We start from the raw sequence: 17,248 nt of genomic DNA on the forward strand, positions 1-17,248 counted from the left end.
AAGCCATGAACGGAACATTAAACAAGGTTATTTTGATAGGTCATTTAGGTGACGAAGTAAAAATGCACTACTTTGAAGGTGGTAATTGTATAGGACGTTTTCCTTTAGCTACAAACGAAGTGTACATCAACAAAACTACTGGAGAAAAAATTACTTCTACAGAATGGCACAACATTGTTGTTCGAAATAAAGCAGCCGAAATTTGCGAAAAATACCTTTCTAAAGGCGATAAAATTTACATTGAAGGTCGAATCAAATCGCGTCAATGGCAAGCTGAAGACGGTGCTACAAAATACACTACTGAAATTCAGGTAACAGAATTTACATTCTTAAATACCAAAAAAGAGACCGATTTAAGTAAGTCATCTTTACCAACAGGCAGCGCACCTGACGATTTTAATGTTTAACTAAATTGATGTAATTTGGATCCTGATCCTGCCAGTTTTCTCCATTCGATAGACTTTGAATTCCTTTTTGGAATAATAGCAATTATGATATTGCTTGCTTGTTCTGCTTTTATATCGGGCTCAGAAGTAGCGCTTTTTTCTTTATCTCAAAAAGATATTGACGATATTTCAAATAAAGATTACAACAGTGGAACGCTTATTTCAAGATTATTAGAAAAACCTAAAAAGTTGTTAGCAACCATTTTAGTAGCTAATAATTTTGTAAATATTGCCATCGTAATTATTTTCTCTTCTTTTAGCGGACGTTTATTCAACGGAATTGAATCTTCTGTGTTGCGTTTCATTTTAGAAGTGGTAGTAGTTACGTTTTTCATTTTGCTTTTTGGAGAAGTTTTACCAAAAATATACGCCAATCGAAACAATATGGAGTTTGCCAAAAAAGTAGCAATCCCAATCTCTATTTTAAATAATATTTTATCTCCAATAAGCGTTCCAATGCGAAACGGAATTCTTTTTATAGAGAAGAAACTTAATGTACAAAAAGGAAATTTTTCGGTAGACCAACTCTCACAAGCTTTAGAATTGGCATCTCAGACCGACACAACTGATGGTGAACAGAAGATTTTAGAAGGCATCGTAACTTTCGGAAATACCGAAGTTCGTCAAGTAATGAGCCCAAGAATTGATGTTTTTGCTTTGAATATTGAAGAGACTTTCTCCCAAGTAATGCCTAAAATTGTAGAAAAAGGCTATTCTCGAATTCCAGTTTACAAAGAAAATATCGATCAAATTGAAGGGATTCTATTTATTAAAGATTTGATTCCACATATTGATAGCGAAGATTTCAATTGGACTGAATTGTTGCGTCAGCCTTTCTTTGTTCCTGAAAATAAAAAGCTAGACGATTTATTGAAAGATTTTCAAGGCATGAAAAGTCACTTAGCAGTTGTGGTGGATGAATATGGCGGAACTTCTGGAATTATTTCATTAGAAGATGTTTTGGAAGAAATTGTAGGCGATATCAGTGATGAATTTGATGATGAAGATTTGATTTATTCTCAAATTGATGATAAAAATTTCCTTTTTGAAGGCAAAATCAGCTTGAAAGATTTTTATCGAATTATTGAAGTGGATGAAAATGAATTTGAAAGTAAAAAAGGTGAAGCCGAGACTTTAGCTGGATTTTTACTGGAAATTTCTGGAAATTTTCCAAAGAAAAGACAGAAAATAACATTCCATAATCTTATTTTTACCATCGAAAATGTAGATAAGAGAAGAATAAAACAAATAAAAGTTACGTTATTGTAATTATGATACAAAATATAGTAAAATTAAGCTGTTTGGGATTATTTTTAAGTTTGATTGCTTGTGGAGATGAAACCTTGCCAAAACCAAAAGGACATTTAAGTTTAGAATATCCAAAAGCCAAATATTCTAAATTAAATTCGAATTGTAGCTTTACTTTTGAAAAAAATGATTTAGCTAACATTAAAGATAAGTCCTGTGCTTTTGAGATTAACTATCCAAAGATGAAAGCCACCATTTATTTAACACATAAACCAGTTAATAATGACATCGATAAATTATTGCGCGATGCTCAAACATTAACTTATAATCACGTGGTTAAAGCAGATGACATCATTGAGCAACCTTTTATTAACGATAAGAAAAAAGTGTACGGAATGTTTTATGAAGTAGGTGGAAACGCAGCAACAAACGCTCAGTTTTACGTTACCGATAGTACAAAAAACTTCATAGTAGGAAGTGTATATTTTTATGCTAAACCTAATTTCGATTCTATTTTACCAGCTGCACAATATCTAAAAGAAGATATGCGAAGAATTTTAGAAACTTTGGAATGGAAACAATAAAAAAACGCCCTGAGATAATCAGGGCGTTTTTTTATTACATTTTTTTCGATTCCGTTACTTTGTAAGAATCACCACCTGCAACACCTTCAATGGTTTTGGTTAACGATTCTAACGATTGTTTTTCAGCGTCGAATTTTACAGTTGCAATTTTAGTTTCAAAATCTACTACCGCTTGCCCAACACCTTCTTGGCCAGCTAATTTATTTTCGATTGTTTTAGCACAACCCATAGCGCACGTCATTCCGTCGATAGTAAAACTTGCGGTTTGCATTTTAGCTAAATCTGCTTCAGAAACGGCTTCTTTTTTCGTTTCTTCAACTGCAACTTCTTTGTTTTCTTGTTTACAACTTGCTAATGAAAGTGTCATTAAAAGCACTAAACCAATATTTTTTAAATTTTTCATACGAACAAATGTTAAATTAAAAGTCTCTAAATAAAGACTATGCAAAATTACAAAATTTCATAGTGCTATTTTAAAAATAAAGCCTGAATTTTGACGAACAAAATAGCGCTATGGAAAACAATTCGACAAAATGGTATTTATTAGGCTTTTTAGGCTGCGTTTGGGGAAGCTCCTTCATCTTAATGCAATTGGGCTTAAAAGGTGTAAACTCGGTGCAATTAGGCAGTTTGCGAATCCTTTTTGCAGCAATATTTTTAATTGTTGTTGGATTCAAACAAATTCCTCAAATTCCCTTATATAAGTGGAAATACATTGCATTAACTGCTTTGTGTGGTACTTTTATTCCTGCTTTTTTGTTTGCTTTTGCACTTTCAAAAATTGATGGTTCGATTAGTTCGATTTTAAATTCGTTAACTCCTTTAAATACTCTTTTAGCTGGATTACTCTTTTTTGGAATGAGCGTGCAACGAAGTCAAGTATTTGGAGTTATTATTGGATTTATTGGCTGTGCTTTGTTGGTTTTATTTGGTGATGGAGAAAACACTACTGAAAACTATTACTATGCTATCTTAATTGTAATTGCTTCGATTTTTTATGGTATCAATGTCAATTTGATAAAAAAATACTTATCTGATTTAAAACCATTAACGATTAGCACGGGAAACTTTTTGATTATGTTTTTTCCAGCTTTAATCGTTTTATATTTCACTGGCTTTTTTGATGTAATTCAAGAAACTAAAGTACAAACTTCATTAGGCTTTATTGCTATTTTAGGCATCGTTGGAACCGGATTTTCGAATATTTTATTCTTTAAATTAATTCAGTTGTCGTCGCCTGTTTTTGCTTCTTCGGTTACGTATATTATTCCAGTAGTGGCTTTTATTTTAGGTTATTTATTTATGAATGAAACGCTTTCTGTGATACAATTACTTGGCGCTTTGATTGTTTTAGTTGGGGTTTACTTTTCGAGTAAGAAATAAAAAAAACGCCCAATTTCTTGAGCGCTTTCTGAATTTCATGTTTTGTTTATTATTTGAAATCTGCATCCGTTACACCTTCGTTAATTTTAACTTCAGTAGTAATTAATTCGATTTCGATACCAACATTCATGATGGTTTTGTATGGGAATTTCAATCCTTTTACGTCTTTGTAATCTTGATAGTAAGTAGTCTGAGTCATTTTTTGACCACCTTGCTCTAATTCTTTAGATTCAGCAACTTTAAATCCAGTTTTTACGTCGTAGTAGTAAGTAGATTTTCCGTTTTTAATCACATAAGCATCAGCACCATTAATATTTTCGACACCTGTTAAAGTAACGTCTTTATCTGTTAACAATGCTAACTCTTTGAAAGTTGTAGCTTCCGCTTGCATATCTTTCAAATCTTGATCTTTAAAATCTTTTCTTTGACCTTGTTGAACAGCATACGCTTCTTTTTCATTTACAACTTGCTTCATCATAGTCATTCCCATAGCTTTCATTTCAACACCCATTTTCTTTGGAGCTGTTTTAACTACTAATTCTAAAGGAGTTCCTTGAACTGTTCCAGATGACATTACTGCTAATGTTTTTACATTTTTAACAGCTTTTTCTCCACCAATTGCATTGATATAGTTATTTAAAACGGTTTGAGCTGTTACTCCTGCAGGAACTGGTTTTTTAACCTCTGGTTTTTCTGTTGGATTACCATATTTATCAAAGTAGAAAATTGGTAATTTTTCTTTTTTGCTCATCGCTTCTAAACCTGGTAAAACATCACCTGCTTTTCCTACGATAACCACTCTAGTTTTATCTGATAAGAAATATTTATTAGCTGCATTTTTAATATCTTCTGCAGTAACTGCGTTGATATTTTTAATGTAGTTTTCATAGAAATCTTCAGATAAACCTTGAGTTTCTTTAAACAACGCATAGCTTGCAATAGTTGAAGGTTTTTCAATTTGCATTACGAAGTTACCTACGTATTTTGCTTTAGCATTTCTTAAATCTTCTTCAGAAACTAAATCTGTTTTGATTCTTTTTAATTCATTAAAAAATTCAACAACAGCACTATCTGTTACTGTATTTCTAACAGAAGCACTTGAACGGAATTTATTGATATATTTTCCAGCTCCAATTGAAGAGTACGCTCCATAAGTCCAACCGTGTTTTTCGCGTAAGTTTAAGAATAATCTTCCTTCACCACCACCACCTAAAATTTGGTTAGCTAATAAAACTGAAAAATACTCTTTATCTGTCATTTTTAAGTTTGACAAGTTTACTAAAGCAATTTCAGACTGTACTGCGTTTGGTGTATCAATAAAGTTGATTTGACTGTATTGAACGTCTTTTGGTTCAGAATAAGATAACTGAGGAGCCGTAGCTTTTCTCCATTTACCAAAAAGTTTTTCTACTTCTTTTTTAACTTCTTTAAAATTAACATCTCCTACAATTACTAAATACGCATTAGCAGGAACAAAGTAAGTATTGTAATTTAAAACTACATCATCAAAAGTTACGTTTTTCAACGTTTCTTCACTTGTAAATTCACCTTTGTAGTGTTCTTTTCCAAACACTAAAACATTTTCTACTCTACGAGCAATAGCAGAAACACTTTTTTCATCAGCTTTTAAACCTTCGATAATTTTTTCTTTTTCTTTTTCGAATTCAGCTTTATCAAATAATGGATTTAAAGCACCATCAGCCATTAATTCTAAAATTCTTTTTGAATATCTTGAAAGTCCGTTTGCTGAAGCTCCAGAAGCATAAAAATTAATATCTGCTCCTAAGAAGTCGATTTCTTCATTGTATGCGTCTTTAGTAACCGTTTCTGTTCCGTTACCTAACATTCCGCTTAAAATATCAGAAACTCCTTTTTTATTACCTTCTGCATAAGGCGGGTTATCTAAAGTTAGATTAAAAGAAACACGTGGTAACTTGTGATTTTCCACAACTAAAACTTTCAAACCGTTTTTAAGTACAAAACTTTGTGGTTTGTTGATGTTGATAGTAGGAGCTGGTCCTGCTTTTGGTTGTGGTCTGTCTTGTGCTTGCATAGTTATTGTTAAAAATAAACTGGCCGCTATGTATATAAATTTTTTCATATTCTTCAAATCTTAGTTTTGAGCTTTGTCTTTAGCAGGAACATAATCTAAAATCATTCTTTGGTTTGAGTTTAGATATTTTTTTGCAATGTCTCTAATTTCTTCTCTTGTTATAGAACGATAAATATCTATTTCTGTATTAATTAAGTTAATATCGCCATATAACATATAGTAAGTTGCTAAATTATCCGCAATTCCTTCAACAGAAGCATTGTTACTTACATAATTACTTTCAAATTTGTTTTGAAGTTTTTGAAAGTCTTTTTCAGAAATTAATTCGTTTTGCATTTTCACGATTTCCTCATCAATCTCTTTTAAGATAGATTCTGTCGTATTTTCTCCCATTGGTAAACCATAGATTAAATACATTCCGTAATCTTCTTGACTATAGTTGAAAGCACCAATTTGTAATGCCATTTTTTTATCATCTACAATCTTTTTGTATAATTTAGAGCTTTTTCCATCAGAAAGATAAGCTGAAATCATATCTAAAACTCTAGCATCACGTGTTTTCATTGAAGGCGTTCTGTAAGAAGCCACTAACATCGGAATTTGAATGTTTGGATCTTGCCAAGTTGCTTTAAATTCTTTTGTAATTGGCGCTTCTTCTACTTTTTGACGAGTTACTGGGGCTCCTTTAGGAATTGGACTAAAATATTTTTTCACCCATTCTTTTGCTTGTGCTTTGTCAAACTGACCTGCAATTACTAAAACTGCATTGTTTGGCACATAGAACTTTTTATTAAAAGCTAAGAATTCTTCTAAAGTAGCGGCATCTAAATGCTCCATTTCTCCAATGGTTGTCCATTTATATGGATGCACTTTAAACATGTTTTCTTTAACCGCTTTAATTAAATTCCCATAAGGCTGATTATCAACACGTAATCTTTTCTCTTCTTTAACTACTTCATTTTGTGTATCAACACCTTTTTGATCAATTACAGGATGCATTAATCTTTCCGATTCCATCCAAATAGCTAATTCTAAATTGTTAGATGGGAAAACTTCGTAATAATACGTTCTATCGTCAGTAGTATTAGCATTGTTGTTTCCTCCGTTTGCTGTAACTAATTTGAACCACTCGCCTTTACCAATGTTTTTTGTTCCTTCAAATAAAAGGTGTTCAAAAAAGTGAGCAAAACCAGTACGGTTAGGTTGTTCGTCTTTAGCTCCTACATGATACATTACCGAAGTAATAACCACAGGTGCAGAATTATCTTGATGAAGTACAACGTGTAATCCATTGTCTAAATCAAATTCCTCGAATGTTACTTTTTGAGCAGTGGCAGTTCCGCCAAGCATTAGTGCAGTACCCAAAGCCATTAAAGATTTTTTCATACGTTATTAATTTGTTTGATATAATTACAATAAGACGCAATTTCGGGATAATGTTACAATTTGAATTAAAATTTTATATAAAAAATATTAAAATTCTGTTTTGAAGCATTTTATTTATAAGTATAGTTGTTTGGTTTAGAAATTATTGTATATTTGCAACCTTAAAATTTTTAACTAAAATCATTGTTATGTACGCAATCGTAGAGATAGCAGGGCAACAATTCAAAGTAAGCAAAGACCAAAAGGTTTATGTTCACCGTTTAGCTTCAGAAGAAGGAACCAAAGTTTCTTTTGACAAAGTTCTTTTATTAGATGAAAACGGAACAGTAACTTTAGGCGCCCCAGCTGTAGAAGGTGCTTCAGTAGAAGCCAAAGTGTTACAACACTTAAAAGGTGATAAAGTAATCGTTTTCAAAAAGAAAAGAAGAAAAGGTTACAAAAAGAAAAACGGTCACAGACAATCTTTCACTCAAATTTTAATTGAAGGAATCGTTGCTGCTGGTGCTAAGAAAAAAGCTGCTAAAAAAGAAGTTGAAGTTGAAGTAACTGAAACTGCTGAAGAAGTTAAGCCAAAAGCTAAAGCAACAAAAAAACCAAAAACTGAAGAATAACATTTAAAAATATTACGTCATGGCTCACAAGAAAGGTGTCGGTAGTTCGAAGAATGGTAGAGAATCAGAATCGAAACGTTTAGGCGTTAAGATTTATGGTGGTCAAGCTGCTATTGCTGGAAACATCATTGTTAGACAAAGAGGTTCGAAGCACAACCCAGGTGAAAACGTTTACATGGGTAAAGATCATACTTTACATGCTAAAGTTGATGGAGTTGTAAAATTCCAGAAAAAAGGGGAAAACAAATCTTATGTATCTGTAGTTCCTTTCGAAGCTTAATAATTTTATTTAGCAACATATTTAAAGCCTCTCATTCGAGAGGCTTTTTTTATTCTAGCCTTGGGCAATCTTAGAAAACTCAGAAACAATCCAATCGTCTGGATTTTCAACTAAATAAGCTCAAAACAACTAAATAGAGCATTACACTAACTAAAATTTAAACAATTAAACCCGACAATAAAACGACCCTGATTATCATAAAAAAAGCTAGTGAAACATCACTAGCTTTTTTTTCATAACTCTTTAATAACATTTAATCTATTACAATCTTTTCTGAATGATTTAATTCTGAACCTGATAATTTAACAACATAAACTCCAGAATTCAATCCATTTAAATCCAAGGCATAATTTCCTGAAAAATCAACAGATTTTGTTTTAACTAATCTTCCATTAATATCAAACAATTCTACTTTTAAATCCCCAACATAATTAGAAACCGAAACATTGATTAAATCAGTTGCCGGATTTGGATAAATTTTTACCTTATCTGAAGAAGCAAAATCTGAAGAAGAAAGTGTTGCATTGGTGAACATTCCAGAAAATATTCCTCTACCGTAAGTTGCCGCATAAACCATGTAATCATTTCTCATATCTAAATCTGTAACTTTAACATTACTCATTCCATTATAAGACTGTGTCCATGTAGGAGTTGCTGTATCAAAATTATTAGAATACCACACTCCTAAATCAGTACCAACAATGACTTCAGTTGCAAATCCGCCAACATTTTTCAACGGATTTGGCAAAATTGCCTTAACAGGAATATCTGGGAAATTACCCTCTTTACTTGACCAAGTTGCTCCACCGTCTTTTGTATACCAAATACTTACTACATTATAATTATGCATTGTTACAAAAATTTCATTTTCCGAAGCTCCATATTCAACATCAGAAATACTTCCAACAAAACTAGGACCAGTTATCTCAACCCAAGTTCCTGTTGTCGCTGAATTCCCAGTATAAGTATTAGCCGTTGGAATTTTATACAATTTACCCAATCTTGTTCCCACTAAAAGAACTGTTGCAGTAGTTGTATATGGCGAAACCGCAAAAGCTGTTGGTGACGACGTTAATAAAACATTTGAAAAAGTAGTTCTAGTCGCATTTCCACCACCCTTTAAATTTCCATATCTTCTAATTTGAAAAACTCCAGCGGCTGAAGTGTAGTCAGAGTACAATAAATCAAGATTCGAATCTAATACCATAGGAGCAATAAACGCACCATTATTTACATCTGAATCATTATCAATTACCTTCGCATTAACTGCAGAACCAGGCAATGGTCTCAAATTAATACTTTCATTGTATACATAATTAGAAATATAATACTTATCAGTATCTTGATCAAACATAGTATAAGCTCCATCACCGCCTTGTGATTGAACACTTCCATTCATTCCTGCAGAAGCTCCTCCAAAATACTGCGTACCATTATCTTGAGCTCCAGCTGCAAAATATTCCCCCGTTAATCCACTTACTGCTTGAGTTGGAGCAACCCCTAAACTATAAAATTGTGTAATATTTAAACCATTAACTCGTGTAGCTATCGCAGAAGTTGAAGACGCTGCTCCAGATAAATTTGAAGCATAACTTACACCTCCATCGTGTCCAAAAATAGCTTGATTAGAATTATTTGGTCTAAATACCATTGCATGTTGATCAGCATGTACTACTGACACTCCTGTTCCATATCCAGAAGACCATTTAGAAATAGTTTGCCAAGTAGTTCCACTATTTGCTGAACGGTGAATATCAATTCCTCCAATATACACAATAGCATCGTTAGCAGGATCCACATTAATAGTTAAATCATAAAAAGCTTGACCCCTACAAAAATCTGTAGCAGTTGTTCCATGTATAGCAGCTGGCTCAGCTAATCTTGCAACAGAAGTAAAACCATTTGTTGTTAAATAAATATCTGCTTCTCCCGTAACCGAATCTTCAACTAAGACATACACTTTATTAACATTAGTGGATGACAAAGCTATCTGTGTTCTTTTACCGCTTGGCACTTCATGACGCAATGTAAAATTTGTTCCATTTGTCGATGAAAAAATCGTTCCTCCTCCATCACCATACAAAATACTACTTGTTGTAGATACCCAAACAGAATTATCTGAACCAATTTCAATTTCATTTGGACAGTATTTATTTCTATCTGCTGTTAATGGCATTGTTACTAAATTCCAAGTAGCTCCACCATCTATAGATTTATACAAACCATAAGCTGGACCGCCTAAATATGTTGTTTGATTTGCAGAACTATAAAATGTATCTCCAACAGCAACAAATATTTCAGACACTCCTCCATTATTTCTAATTTTAATATCATTAATATGTTGCTGACCTGGCACTAAATTTCCTGTAAAAGCTCCTCTAACAATTGGATTTAATGTACCCGAAACCGTTCCTGATAACACTGCAGCCTCAATCAAATCTCCATCAACATTAGAAATCATTATTGAAGGTATCGTAATTGTTGGGTCATCTCCTCCCATTGCCACTGGAGTACCATCAACATTATTCATCATTATAACCCCAATAGCCCCAGCATTTTGAGCTGCCTTAACTTTTAAAACAAAAGGGCATGACCCTCTTCTGATTAAAGCAATCTTTCCATTTAAAGCTGCAGCATTTGTTAAAGTAGCACCTACAGTTGATGATTGACAAGCATCATAAATAGGAGCTGTAGCATCAATTGCCAAAACGATATCTGCAGTTAAAGGAGTAGCTGGTAAAGTACCAAAAGCTGTGGTTGGAAAACAAGTATAGTTTCCTGAAATTCCTGCTGGACTATTAATTGTCAAACCTGCTGCTGATTCAAAAGATGTAGGACCTGTTATTCCTCCAAAAACTTTCGTCCAAGTAGTTCCTCCATCAGTAGATTTCCAAACTCCATCTCCATTAACAGCTCCACCAACATAAGATTCACCAGTTCCTAAATAAAAAACATTCGTGTTATTTGGATCATATGTAATTGCAGAAACCGATAAGTTTTCCGGAACATTTACTCGAGTCCAAGCTGTATTTGTTGTAATATCATTATTTACCCACAAACCACCACTTACACCACCAGCAAACACTCTTTTATAGGTAGCATCGTTTGGGTCAAACATAATTGCTCTAACTCTACCTCCAACGTTATTAGGACCTCTTTCAACCCAATTATTATCTGAAGCATCTCCTGGAGTTCTACCATTAGCGAGGGCATGTTGGCGTTCTCTTTGTAATTGTTCTCTTACTTGGATTAGTTTTTCAGGGGTAGGTTTCCCTAAAACAGGATCCATTGTTAATTCCCATTCGTGTTCGTAATATTTTTTTGGAGGGATACCTAAAGCTTTTCTTTCTTTTTTAGAAAGCATTAAAGTTTTCTTGTAAGGAGAATTAGCCAAATTTTTAGCATGTTTTTTTCTTGCTTTTTTAGCTTGTTTTTTTGTCAACTCCTTGTTTACAGCAACAACCTCTTTTGATGTGTTTGACTTTCTCTTCTTTTGATCAGTGTTTGTTTGACCAAATGATAATGTGAAAACAAACATAACACATAGCAAAACTAGTAATTGTTTTTTCATAGTATTTTGGGGTTAAAATTATTATAATTCTAACAAAATTAACATTTTACATGAAAATCAAAAATTTTTTACCACTTATTTTGTGTTTTAACTTTTATTTGCCTGAATTGTCTTATATAATTCTAAAGCCTTCCCATCAGTTAACAACGAAACAAAGTGACAAATATGTAACAATCTGTCGTACAGACTGTCTTTTTGAAATTGAAAACGTTCTGGTAACAATTTTAATAGAAGCTCATCATAATTAGAAGCCGTTCCGTTTACTTTTTTATTATAAGCAGTACAAAAACTATCTAACAAACTGTTGATGATTTTGTAACCCATTACTTCCTTCTGAATTACTTCTTTACTTTGATATACGTTTTTTATACTGATTTGGATGATGTCATTCATTTGGGCTTTGTACTGACTTTTATCCATCAAGGCAAATGGAAATTCTCCTGCCAAAATAGCTTGTTCGTTTTCCATAAAAACTGCTACAGCATCATTGATTAAACTTCCAATGGCTAATGCTCGCAAATAACTAATTCTGTCTTCTTTAGTAAGTAATTCGTTGTATTTTTTGGTATCGATTCCGTTTTTAACCAATTTGATTAGATATTCTAACGCGTATTCTTCCGAAATCCAACCTAAGTTAATTCCGTCTTCAAAATCGATGATGGTGTAACAAATATCGTCAGCAGCTTCTACTAAATAGGCTAACGGATGACGCTCAAAACCAATATTATTTCCAGATTTATTTGAAATTAATCCTAACTCATTAGCAACCTCAGCAAAAAAAGCTTTGTCTTGCTGGAAGAAACCATATTTTTTATCGCAAATTTTAGATGTTGGTTTTTTAGGCAAACTTTCCTTCGGATATTTCATAAAAGCACCCAAAGTCGCATACGAAATACGCAAACCGCCTTCAATTCCTTCACGAGAAGCCGCTAAAACTGAAAATCCGTTGGCATTTCCTTCAAAATCGATTAAATCTTGCCATTGTTTTTCGGTTAATTGATCTTTGTATTGCAATCCATTTCCGGTTTTGAAATATTCTCCAATCGCTTTTTCTCCTGAATGTCCAAATGGTGGATTTCCAATATCATGTGATAACGCTGCAGCAGCCACAATTGCACCAAAATCATTAGCTTGATAGCCATGAACTTCTTGCAAATGCGGATATTTTGCAATGATTTGCTTCCCAACTAAACGCCCCAAAGAACGTCCAACAACAGAAACCTCCAAACTATGCGTTAGTCGGTTGTGAACGAAATCAGTTTTCGAAAGTGGAATGACTTGCGTTTTATCTTGCAGACTTCTGAAAGCGGCAGAAAATATAATTCGGTCATAATCGACTTCAAAGCCTAAACGGGTGTCGTCTTGCTCTTTTCGTAAACGTTTACTGGTGTCGCCTTGTCTTTTTAAAGACAACAATTGTTCCCACTGCATCATAAGATTCTGGATTGAAGATTGCGGATTTTAGAATTACTCTTTTTCGTTAGCCAAGAAGAAATTTCTCGATTTTTTAGGATATTGATTATAACTTTTATCACTCGGATTTACGATGACCGATTTGATATTGATTTCGTCTCCTACTTTGAAGTTTTTCTCTGTGTATTGGTAATCCAATAAATATTCACCACAGAAATAATTCCCATCTGCGTCTTTTTCTATGATTCCAGTGTAAACCCCTTTTTTATCTTTTGACATAATTGTATTTTTTTCAAATGTACGAATTGGATTGTAATTATTTAAAACAAAAACAGCCGCCTATTGACGACTGTTTTAAATCTTAGAAGAAACTACTTATTCTTCTTGATAGGAATTCTAAAACAAGTACCATCTGTCTTGCAAATTCTTCTACCATTTCTCGTAGTGATACATTTTCTAAAAATGTAATCACCATCATTATCCAAATTTGGCCTCATGATTGAAAATTTAAAATTTAACAATGCTGAAGTCCTTTTTTTACCAAAAATGATTATATTTGAATCGCGAAAAACAAAATATTTTGGCTATTGAATAGAACTTCAATTCTATTATCAATAATTAAAATTTTAATCAAAGACTTCTTTTTAAGAGGTCTTTTTTTATTTACATACTTACAAAAGGCTTCATTTAAGAAGCCTTTTTGTTTATATATTTTATCTATTTCAGATTAAGAACCACACATTTCACAATCTTCTGGACCTGCATTTCTTGCCATTTCAATCATTGCTCTGTATTCTTCAGCCGTCATTTCTGCTGGTTCTTCTAAAACTGCGATAGCTTCTACTTTTTTCACTTCAACATGTTGTTCTTTAACTTCAATTGGAGCGGCAACTTTATCGTTATTTAAAGTAAACTTAATTGCATCCACCGCAGCTTTTGTTCTTAAGTAGTACATTCCTGTTTTTAAACCTGATTTCCAAGCGTAGAAATGCATTGACGTTAATTTTGCATAATTCGCATCTTGCATAAACAAGTTCAACGATTGCGATTGGTCAATAAAATAGCCTCTTTGACGCGACATATCGATAATATCTTTCATCGACATTTCCCAAACGGTTTTGTACAATTCTTTTAAATCCGCAGGAATTCTTTCAATATGTTGTACCGAACCATTGTGACGCATGATTTCTTGCTTCAATGTTTCGTTCCACAAACCTCTTTCTACTAAATCGTTCAATAAGTGTTTGTTTACCACGATGAATTCTCCCGAAAGTACTCTTCTTGTGTAAATATTAGAAGTGTAAGGTTCAAAAGCTTCGTTATTTCCTAAAATTTGAGATGTTGAAGCGGTTGGCATTGGCGCTACTAACAATGAGTTTCTCACTCCGTTTGCCATCACTTCTTTTCTTAAACTTACCCAATCCCAACGACCTGAAAGTTCTTCGTCTTTTAAGCCCCAAAGGTTGTGTTGGAATTCTCCTTTAGAAATTGGCGAACCTTCGTAAGACGAATATGGTCCTTCTTCTTTAGCCATTTCCATAGAAGCGGTTACAGCTGCGAAATATAAGGTTTCGAAAATTTCTTGGTTTAATTTTTTGGCTTCATCGCTTGTAAAAGGCATTCTCATCATGATGAAAGCATCCGCCAAACCTTGCACTCCTAATCCTACCGGACGGTGGCGCATGTTTGAGTTTTCAGCTTCTAAAACCGGATAGTAATTTCTGTCGATTACTTTATTTAAGTTTCTAGTAACGCGTTTTGTTACATTGAATAATAATTCGTGATTGAATGTTCCGTTTTCAACAAACATTGGTAACGAAATAGACGCCAAGTTACATACTGCAATTTCATCTGGAGAAGTGTACTCCATAATTTCAGTACATAAGTTAGACGAACGAATCGTTCCCAAATTCTTTTGGTTCGATTTTCTGTTCGCTGCATCTTTGTACAACATATAAGGCGTTCCTGTTTCGATTTGAGATTCAAGAATTTTTTCCCAAAGTTCACGCGCTTTGATGGTTTTTCTACCTTTTCCTTGTGCTTCGTATGAAATATATAAAGCTTCAAACTCTTCACCATACACTTCGTCTAAACCTGGACATTCGTTTGGACACATTAACGTCCAAGTTGAATCTTCTTCTACACGTTTCATGAATAAGTCAGAAGTCCACATTGCGAAGAATAAATCTCTTGCACGCATTTCTTCTTTACCTGTGTTCTTTTTCAAATCTAGGAATTCGAAAATATCCGCATGCCAAGTTTCTAAATAAATAGCGAAACTTCCTTTACGTTTTCCTCCACCTTGATCTACGTAACGAGCGGTATCATTGAAAACACGTAACATCGGAACAATTCCGTTTGAAGTTCCGTTAGTTCCACGAATGTATGAACCTGTTGCGCGTACATTGTGAATAGCTAAACCAATTCCTCCCGCTGATTGCGAAATCTTTGCTGTTTGTTTTAAGGTATCGTAAATTCCGTCAATACTATCATCCTTCATGGTTAATAAGAAACAAGATGACATTTGAGGTTTTGGTGTTCCTGCATTGAATAATGTTGGTGTAGCGTGTGTAAAGAACTTTTTCGACATTAATTCGTAAGTTTCAATTACTGCTTCCATATCATTCAAATGGATTCCAACCGCTACACGCATTAACATGTGCTGTGGACGCTCCACGATTTTTCCGTTAATTCTTAATAAATACGAACGTTCTAAGGTTTTGAAACCAAAGTAATCGTAATTGAAATCACGGTTGTATATGATGTGAGAATTTAAAAATTCTGCATTGGCTTTAATTACTTCATAAACCTCATCTGAAATCAAAGGCGCTGCTTGATTCGTTCTTGGATTTACATAGTGGTACATTTCACTCATCGTTTCCGAGAATGATTTGTTAGTATTTTTATGTAGGTTAGAAATTGCAATACGAGCCGCTAGTTGGGCATAATCTGGATGCGTTACCGTCATGGAAGCCGCGGTTTCTGCTGCTAAATTGTCTAATTCAGAAGTGGTAACTCCATCGTATAATCCTTCAATTACGCGCATTGCCACTTTCACAGCGTCTACCATGTCATTTAATCCATAACATAATTTTTTAATTCTGTCCGTGATTTTGTCAAACATTACTGGCTCCTTATGGCCATCTCTTTTTACTACATACATAAGTTTTTAGTTTTTTGAAAACAGACAATCCCTTCCCTGCTTTCGGTTAGTATTTATTGAACTAAAGCGCGAGTCTCCCGACATTTTATAGCGCTCTATATTTTATTTATTTTTAGAAATCAGCGTCGAAGCTAATTTTACTTGATTCAGAATCCGAATTCATTACACCCGCTTTTTGATATTCAGCAACACGTTTTTCGAAGAAATTCGTTTTTCCTTGTAACGAAATCATATCCATAAAATCGAATGGATTTGAAGAATTATACACTCTATCACAGCCTAATTCTACCAATAATCTATCGGTTACGAATTCTAAATATTGCGTCATTAAAGTAGCATTCATTCCAATTAAACTTACTGGAAGCGACTCTGTAATAAATTTTCTTTCGATGTTTAATGCATCAACGATAATTTCCGTAATTCTTGCTTTTGGCACTTTGTTTACGATGTGATGCGTGTGTAAGTGAACAGCAAAATCACAATGCATTCCTTCATCACGAGAAATTAATTCGTTTGAGAAGGTTAATCCTGGCATTAATCCACGTTTTTTTAACCAGTAAATCGAACAGAACGAACCTGAGAAGAAAATTCCTTCCACTGCTGCGAAAGCAATTAAACGTTCTGCAAACGAATCTGATTCAATCCATTTTAAAGCCCATTGCGCTTTTTCTTTGATAGCTGGAAATACTTCAATTGCATGGAATAACTGATTTTTCTCTGCTTCGTCTTTCACATACGTATCAATCAACAACGAATAGGTTTCGCTGTGAATGTTTTCCATCATGATTTGAAAACCGTAGAAGAATTTTGCTTCAGGATATTGCACTTCGTTAACGAAATTTTCCGCTAAGTTTTCATTTACAATTCCGTCAGAAGCCGCGAAGAATGCTAAAATATGTTTGATGAAATATTTTTCATCATCATTTAATTTATTATTCCAATCATTTAAATCGGTATGTAAATCTATTTCTTCTGCTGTCCAAATACACGCTTCTTGTTTTTTGTACCACTCCCATATATCTTGATGTTTGATAGGAAAGATTACAAATCGATCTTTATTTTCTTGCAAAATAGGTTCCACTATAGACATAGCTATTTGATTTTAAAAAT

The 17,248-nt window shown here is 33.5% G+C and carries 15 protein-coding genes; 6 read left to right on the top strand and 9 right to left on the bottom strand.

Going from position 1 to position 17,248, the window contains the following annotated elements:
* The first annotated feature begins 5 nt into the window (after window positions 1-5).
* From B0I03_RS10630 to gldD, 3 genes are read left to right on the top strand one after another with little or no spacing between them, the layout of a single operon-like run.
* Window positions 6-407 carry a single-stranded DNA-binding protein gene (locus B0I03_RS10630; RefSeq protein WP_111567417.1) on the top strand — a complete coding sequence of 134 codons (402 nt, stop codon included), beginning with the start codon at window positions 6-8 and terminating at the stop codon, window positions 405-407.
* Between the two features lie 15 nt (window positions 408-422).
* On the top strand, window positions 423-1,715 hold the full coding sequence (locus B0I03_RS10635) for a gliding motility-associated protein GldE (RefSeq protein ID WP_111567418.1): 1,293 nt from the start codon (window positions 423-425) through the stop codon (window positions 1,713-1,715).
* A 2-nt stretch (window positions 1,716-1,717) separates the two neighbouring features.
* Window positions 1,718-2,278, top strand: coding sequence for a gliding motility lipoprotein GldD (gene gldD, locus B0I03_RS10640; protein ID WP_111567419.1), 561 nt, complete (start codon window positions 1,718-1,720; stop codon window positions 2,276-2,278).
* Window positions 2,279-2,312: 34 nt separating this feature from the next.
* Here the strand turns inward: gldD and B0I03_RS10645 are convergent, their stop codons facing one another.
* Window positions 2,313-2,681, bottom strand: coding sequence for a heavy-metal-associated domain-containing protein (locus B0I03_RS10645; RefSeq protein WP_111567420.1), 369 nt, complete (start codon window positions 2,679-2,681; stop codon window positions 2,313-2,315).
* A 110-nt stretch (window positions 2,682-2,791) separates the two neighbouring features.
* Between B0I03_RS10645 and B0I03_RS10650 the strand changes: the two genes are divergently transcribed.
* The gene (locus B0I03_RS10650) at window positions 2,792-3,661 is read left to right on the top strand and encodes a DMT family transporter (RefSeq protein ID WP_111567421.1); all 870 of its coding nucleotides are present in this window, start codon (window positions 2,792-2,794) and stop codon (window positions 3,659-3,661) included.
* A gap of 49 nt (window positions 3,662-3,710) precedes the next feature.
* Here the strand turns inward: B0I03_RS10650 and B0I03_RS10655 are convergent, their stop codons facing one another.
* Both B0I03_RS10655 and B0I03_RS10660 read right to left on the bottom strand, forming a co-directional pair.
* The gene (locus tag B0I03_RS10655; RefSeq protein WP_111567422.1) at window positions 3,711-5,762 is read right to left on the bottom strand and encodes an insulinase family protein; all 2,052 of its coding nucleotides are present in this window, start codon (window positions 5,760-5,762) and stop codon (window positions 3,711-3,713) included.
* A 12-nt stretch (window positions 5,763-5,774) separates the two neighbouring features.
* Complete coding sequence (locus tag B0I03_RS10660; RefSeq protein WP_111567423.1) at window positions 5,775-7,100, bottom strand: M16 family metallopeptidase; 1,326 nt, start codon at window positions 7,098-7,100, stop codon at window positions 5,775-5,777.
* 188 nt (window positions 7,101-7,288) lie between these two features.
* Here B0I03_RS10660 and rplU point away from each other — a divergent pair, with 188 nt between their 5' ends.
* Together rplU and rpmA are read left to right on the top strand one after the other, a co-directional pair.
* On the top strand, window positions 7,289-7,711 hold the full coding sequence (rplU, locus tag B0I03_RS10665; RefSeq protein ID WP_111567424.1) for a 50S ribosomal protein L21: 423 nt from the start codon (window positions 7,289-7,291) through the stop codon (window positions 7,709-7,711).
* A gap of 19 nt (window positions 7,712-7,730) precedes the next feature.
* Window positions 7,731-7,991 carry a 50S ribosomal protein L27 gene (rpmA, locus tag B0I03_RS10670; protein WP_111567425.1) on the top strand — a complete coding sequence of 87 codons (261 nt, stop codon included), beginning with the start codon at window positions 7,731-7,733 and terminating at the stop codon, window positions 7,989-7,991.
* Between the two features lie 253 nt (window positions 7,992-8,244).
* On the opposite strand, the gene B0I03_RS10675 is transcribed toward rpmA, so the two are convergent.
* The 6 genes from B0I03_RS10675 to B0I03_RS10695 form a co-directional block, all read right to left on the bottom strand.
* Window positions 8,245-11,562, bottom strand: a complete 3,318-nt coding sequence (locus B0I03_RS10675) for a PA domain-containing protein (protein WP_111567426.1) — start codon at window positions 11,560-11,562, stop codon at window positions 8,245-8,247.
* A gap of 87 nt (window positions 11,563-11,649) precedes the next feature.
* On the bottom strand, window positions 11,650-12,993 hold the full coding sequence (gene dgt / locus B0I03_RS10680; protein ID WP_111567427.1) for a dGTP triphosphohydrolase: 1,344 nt from the start codon (window positions 12,991-12,993) through the stop codon (window positions 11,650-11,652).
* A 36-nt stretch (window positions 12,994-13,029) separates the two neighbouring features.
* A complete protein-coding gene (locus tag B0I03_RS10685; protein WP_026725983.1) occupies window positions 13,030-13,254 on the bottom strand; it encodes a hypothetical protein in 225 nt (74 codons plus the stop codon).
* Window positions 13,255-13,346: 92 nt separating this feature from the next.
* Window positions 13,347-13,472 (bottom strand): hypothetical protein, encoded by a 126-nt coding sequence (locus tag B0I03_RS13310; protein ID WP_262510484.1) that lies wholly within the window; start codon window positions 13,470-13,472, stop codon window positions 13,347-13,349.
* Between the two features lie 230 nt (window positions 13,473-13,702).
* Window positions 13,703-16,138 (bottom strand): ribonucleoside-diphosphate reductase subunit alpha, encoded by a 2,436-nt coding sequence (locus tag B0I03_RS10690; RefSeq protein ID WP_111567428.1) that lies wholly within the window; start codon window positions 16,136-16,138, stop codon window positions 13,703-13,705.
* Window positions 16,139-16,250: 112 nt separating this feature from the next.
* Window positions 16,251-17,228 carry a ribonucleotide-diphosphate reductase subunit beta gene (locus B0I03_RS10695; protein ID WP_111567429.1) on the bottom strand — a complete coding sequence of 326 codons (978 nt, stop codon included), beginning with the start codon at window positions 17,226-17,228 and terminating at the stop codon, window positions 16,251-16,253.
* Window positions 17,229-17,248: the final 20 nt, after the last annotated feature.

Source organism: Flavobacterium aquaticum (assembly GCF_003259835.1).
Taxonomy (GTDB): Bacteria; Bacteroidota; Bacteroidia; order Flavobacteriales; family Flavobacteriaceae; genus Flavobacterium; species Flavobacterium aquaticum.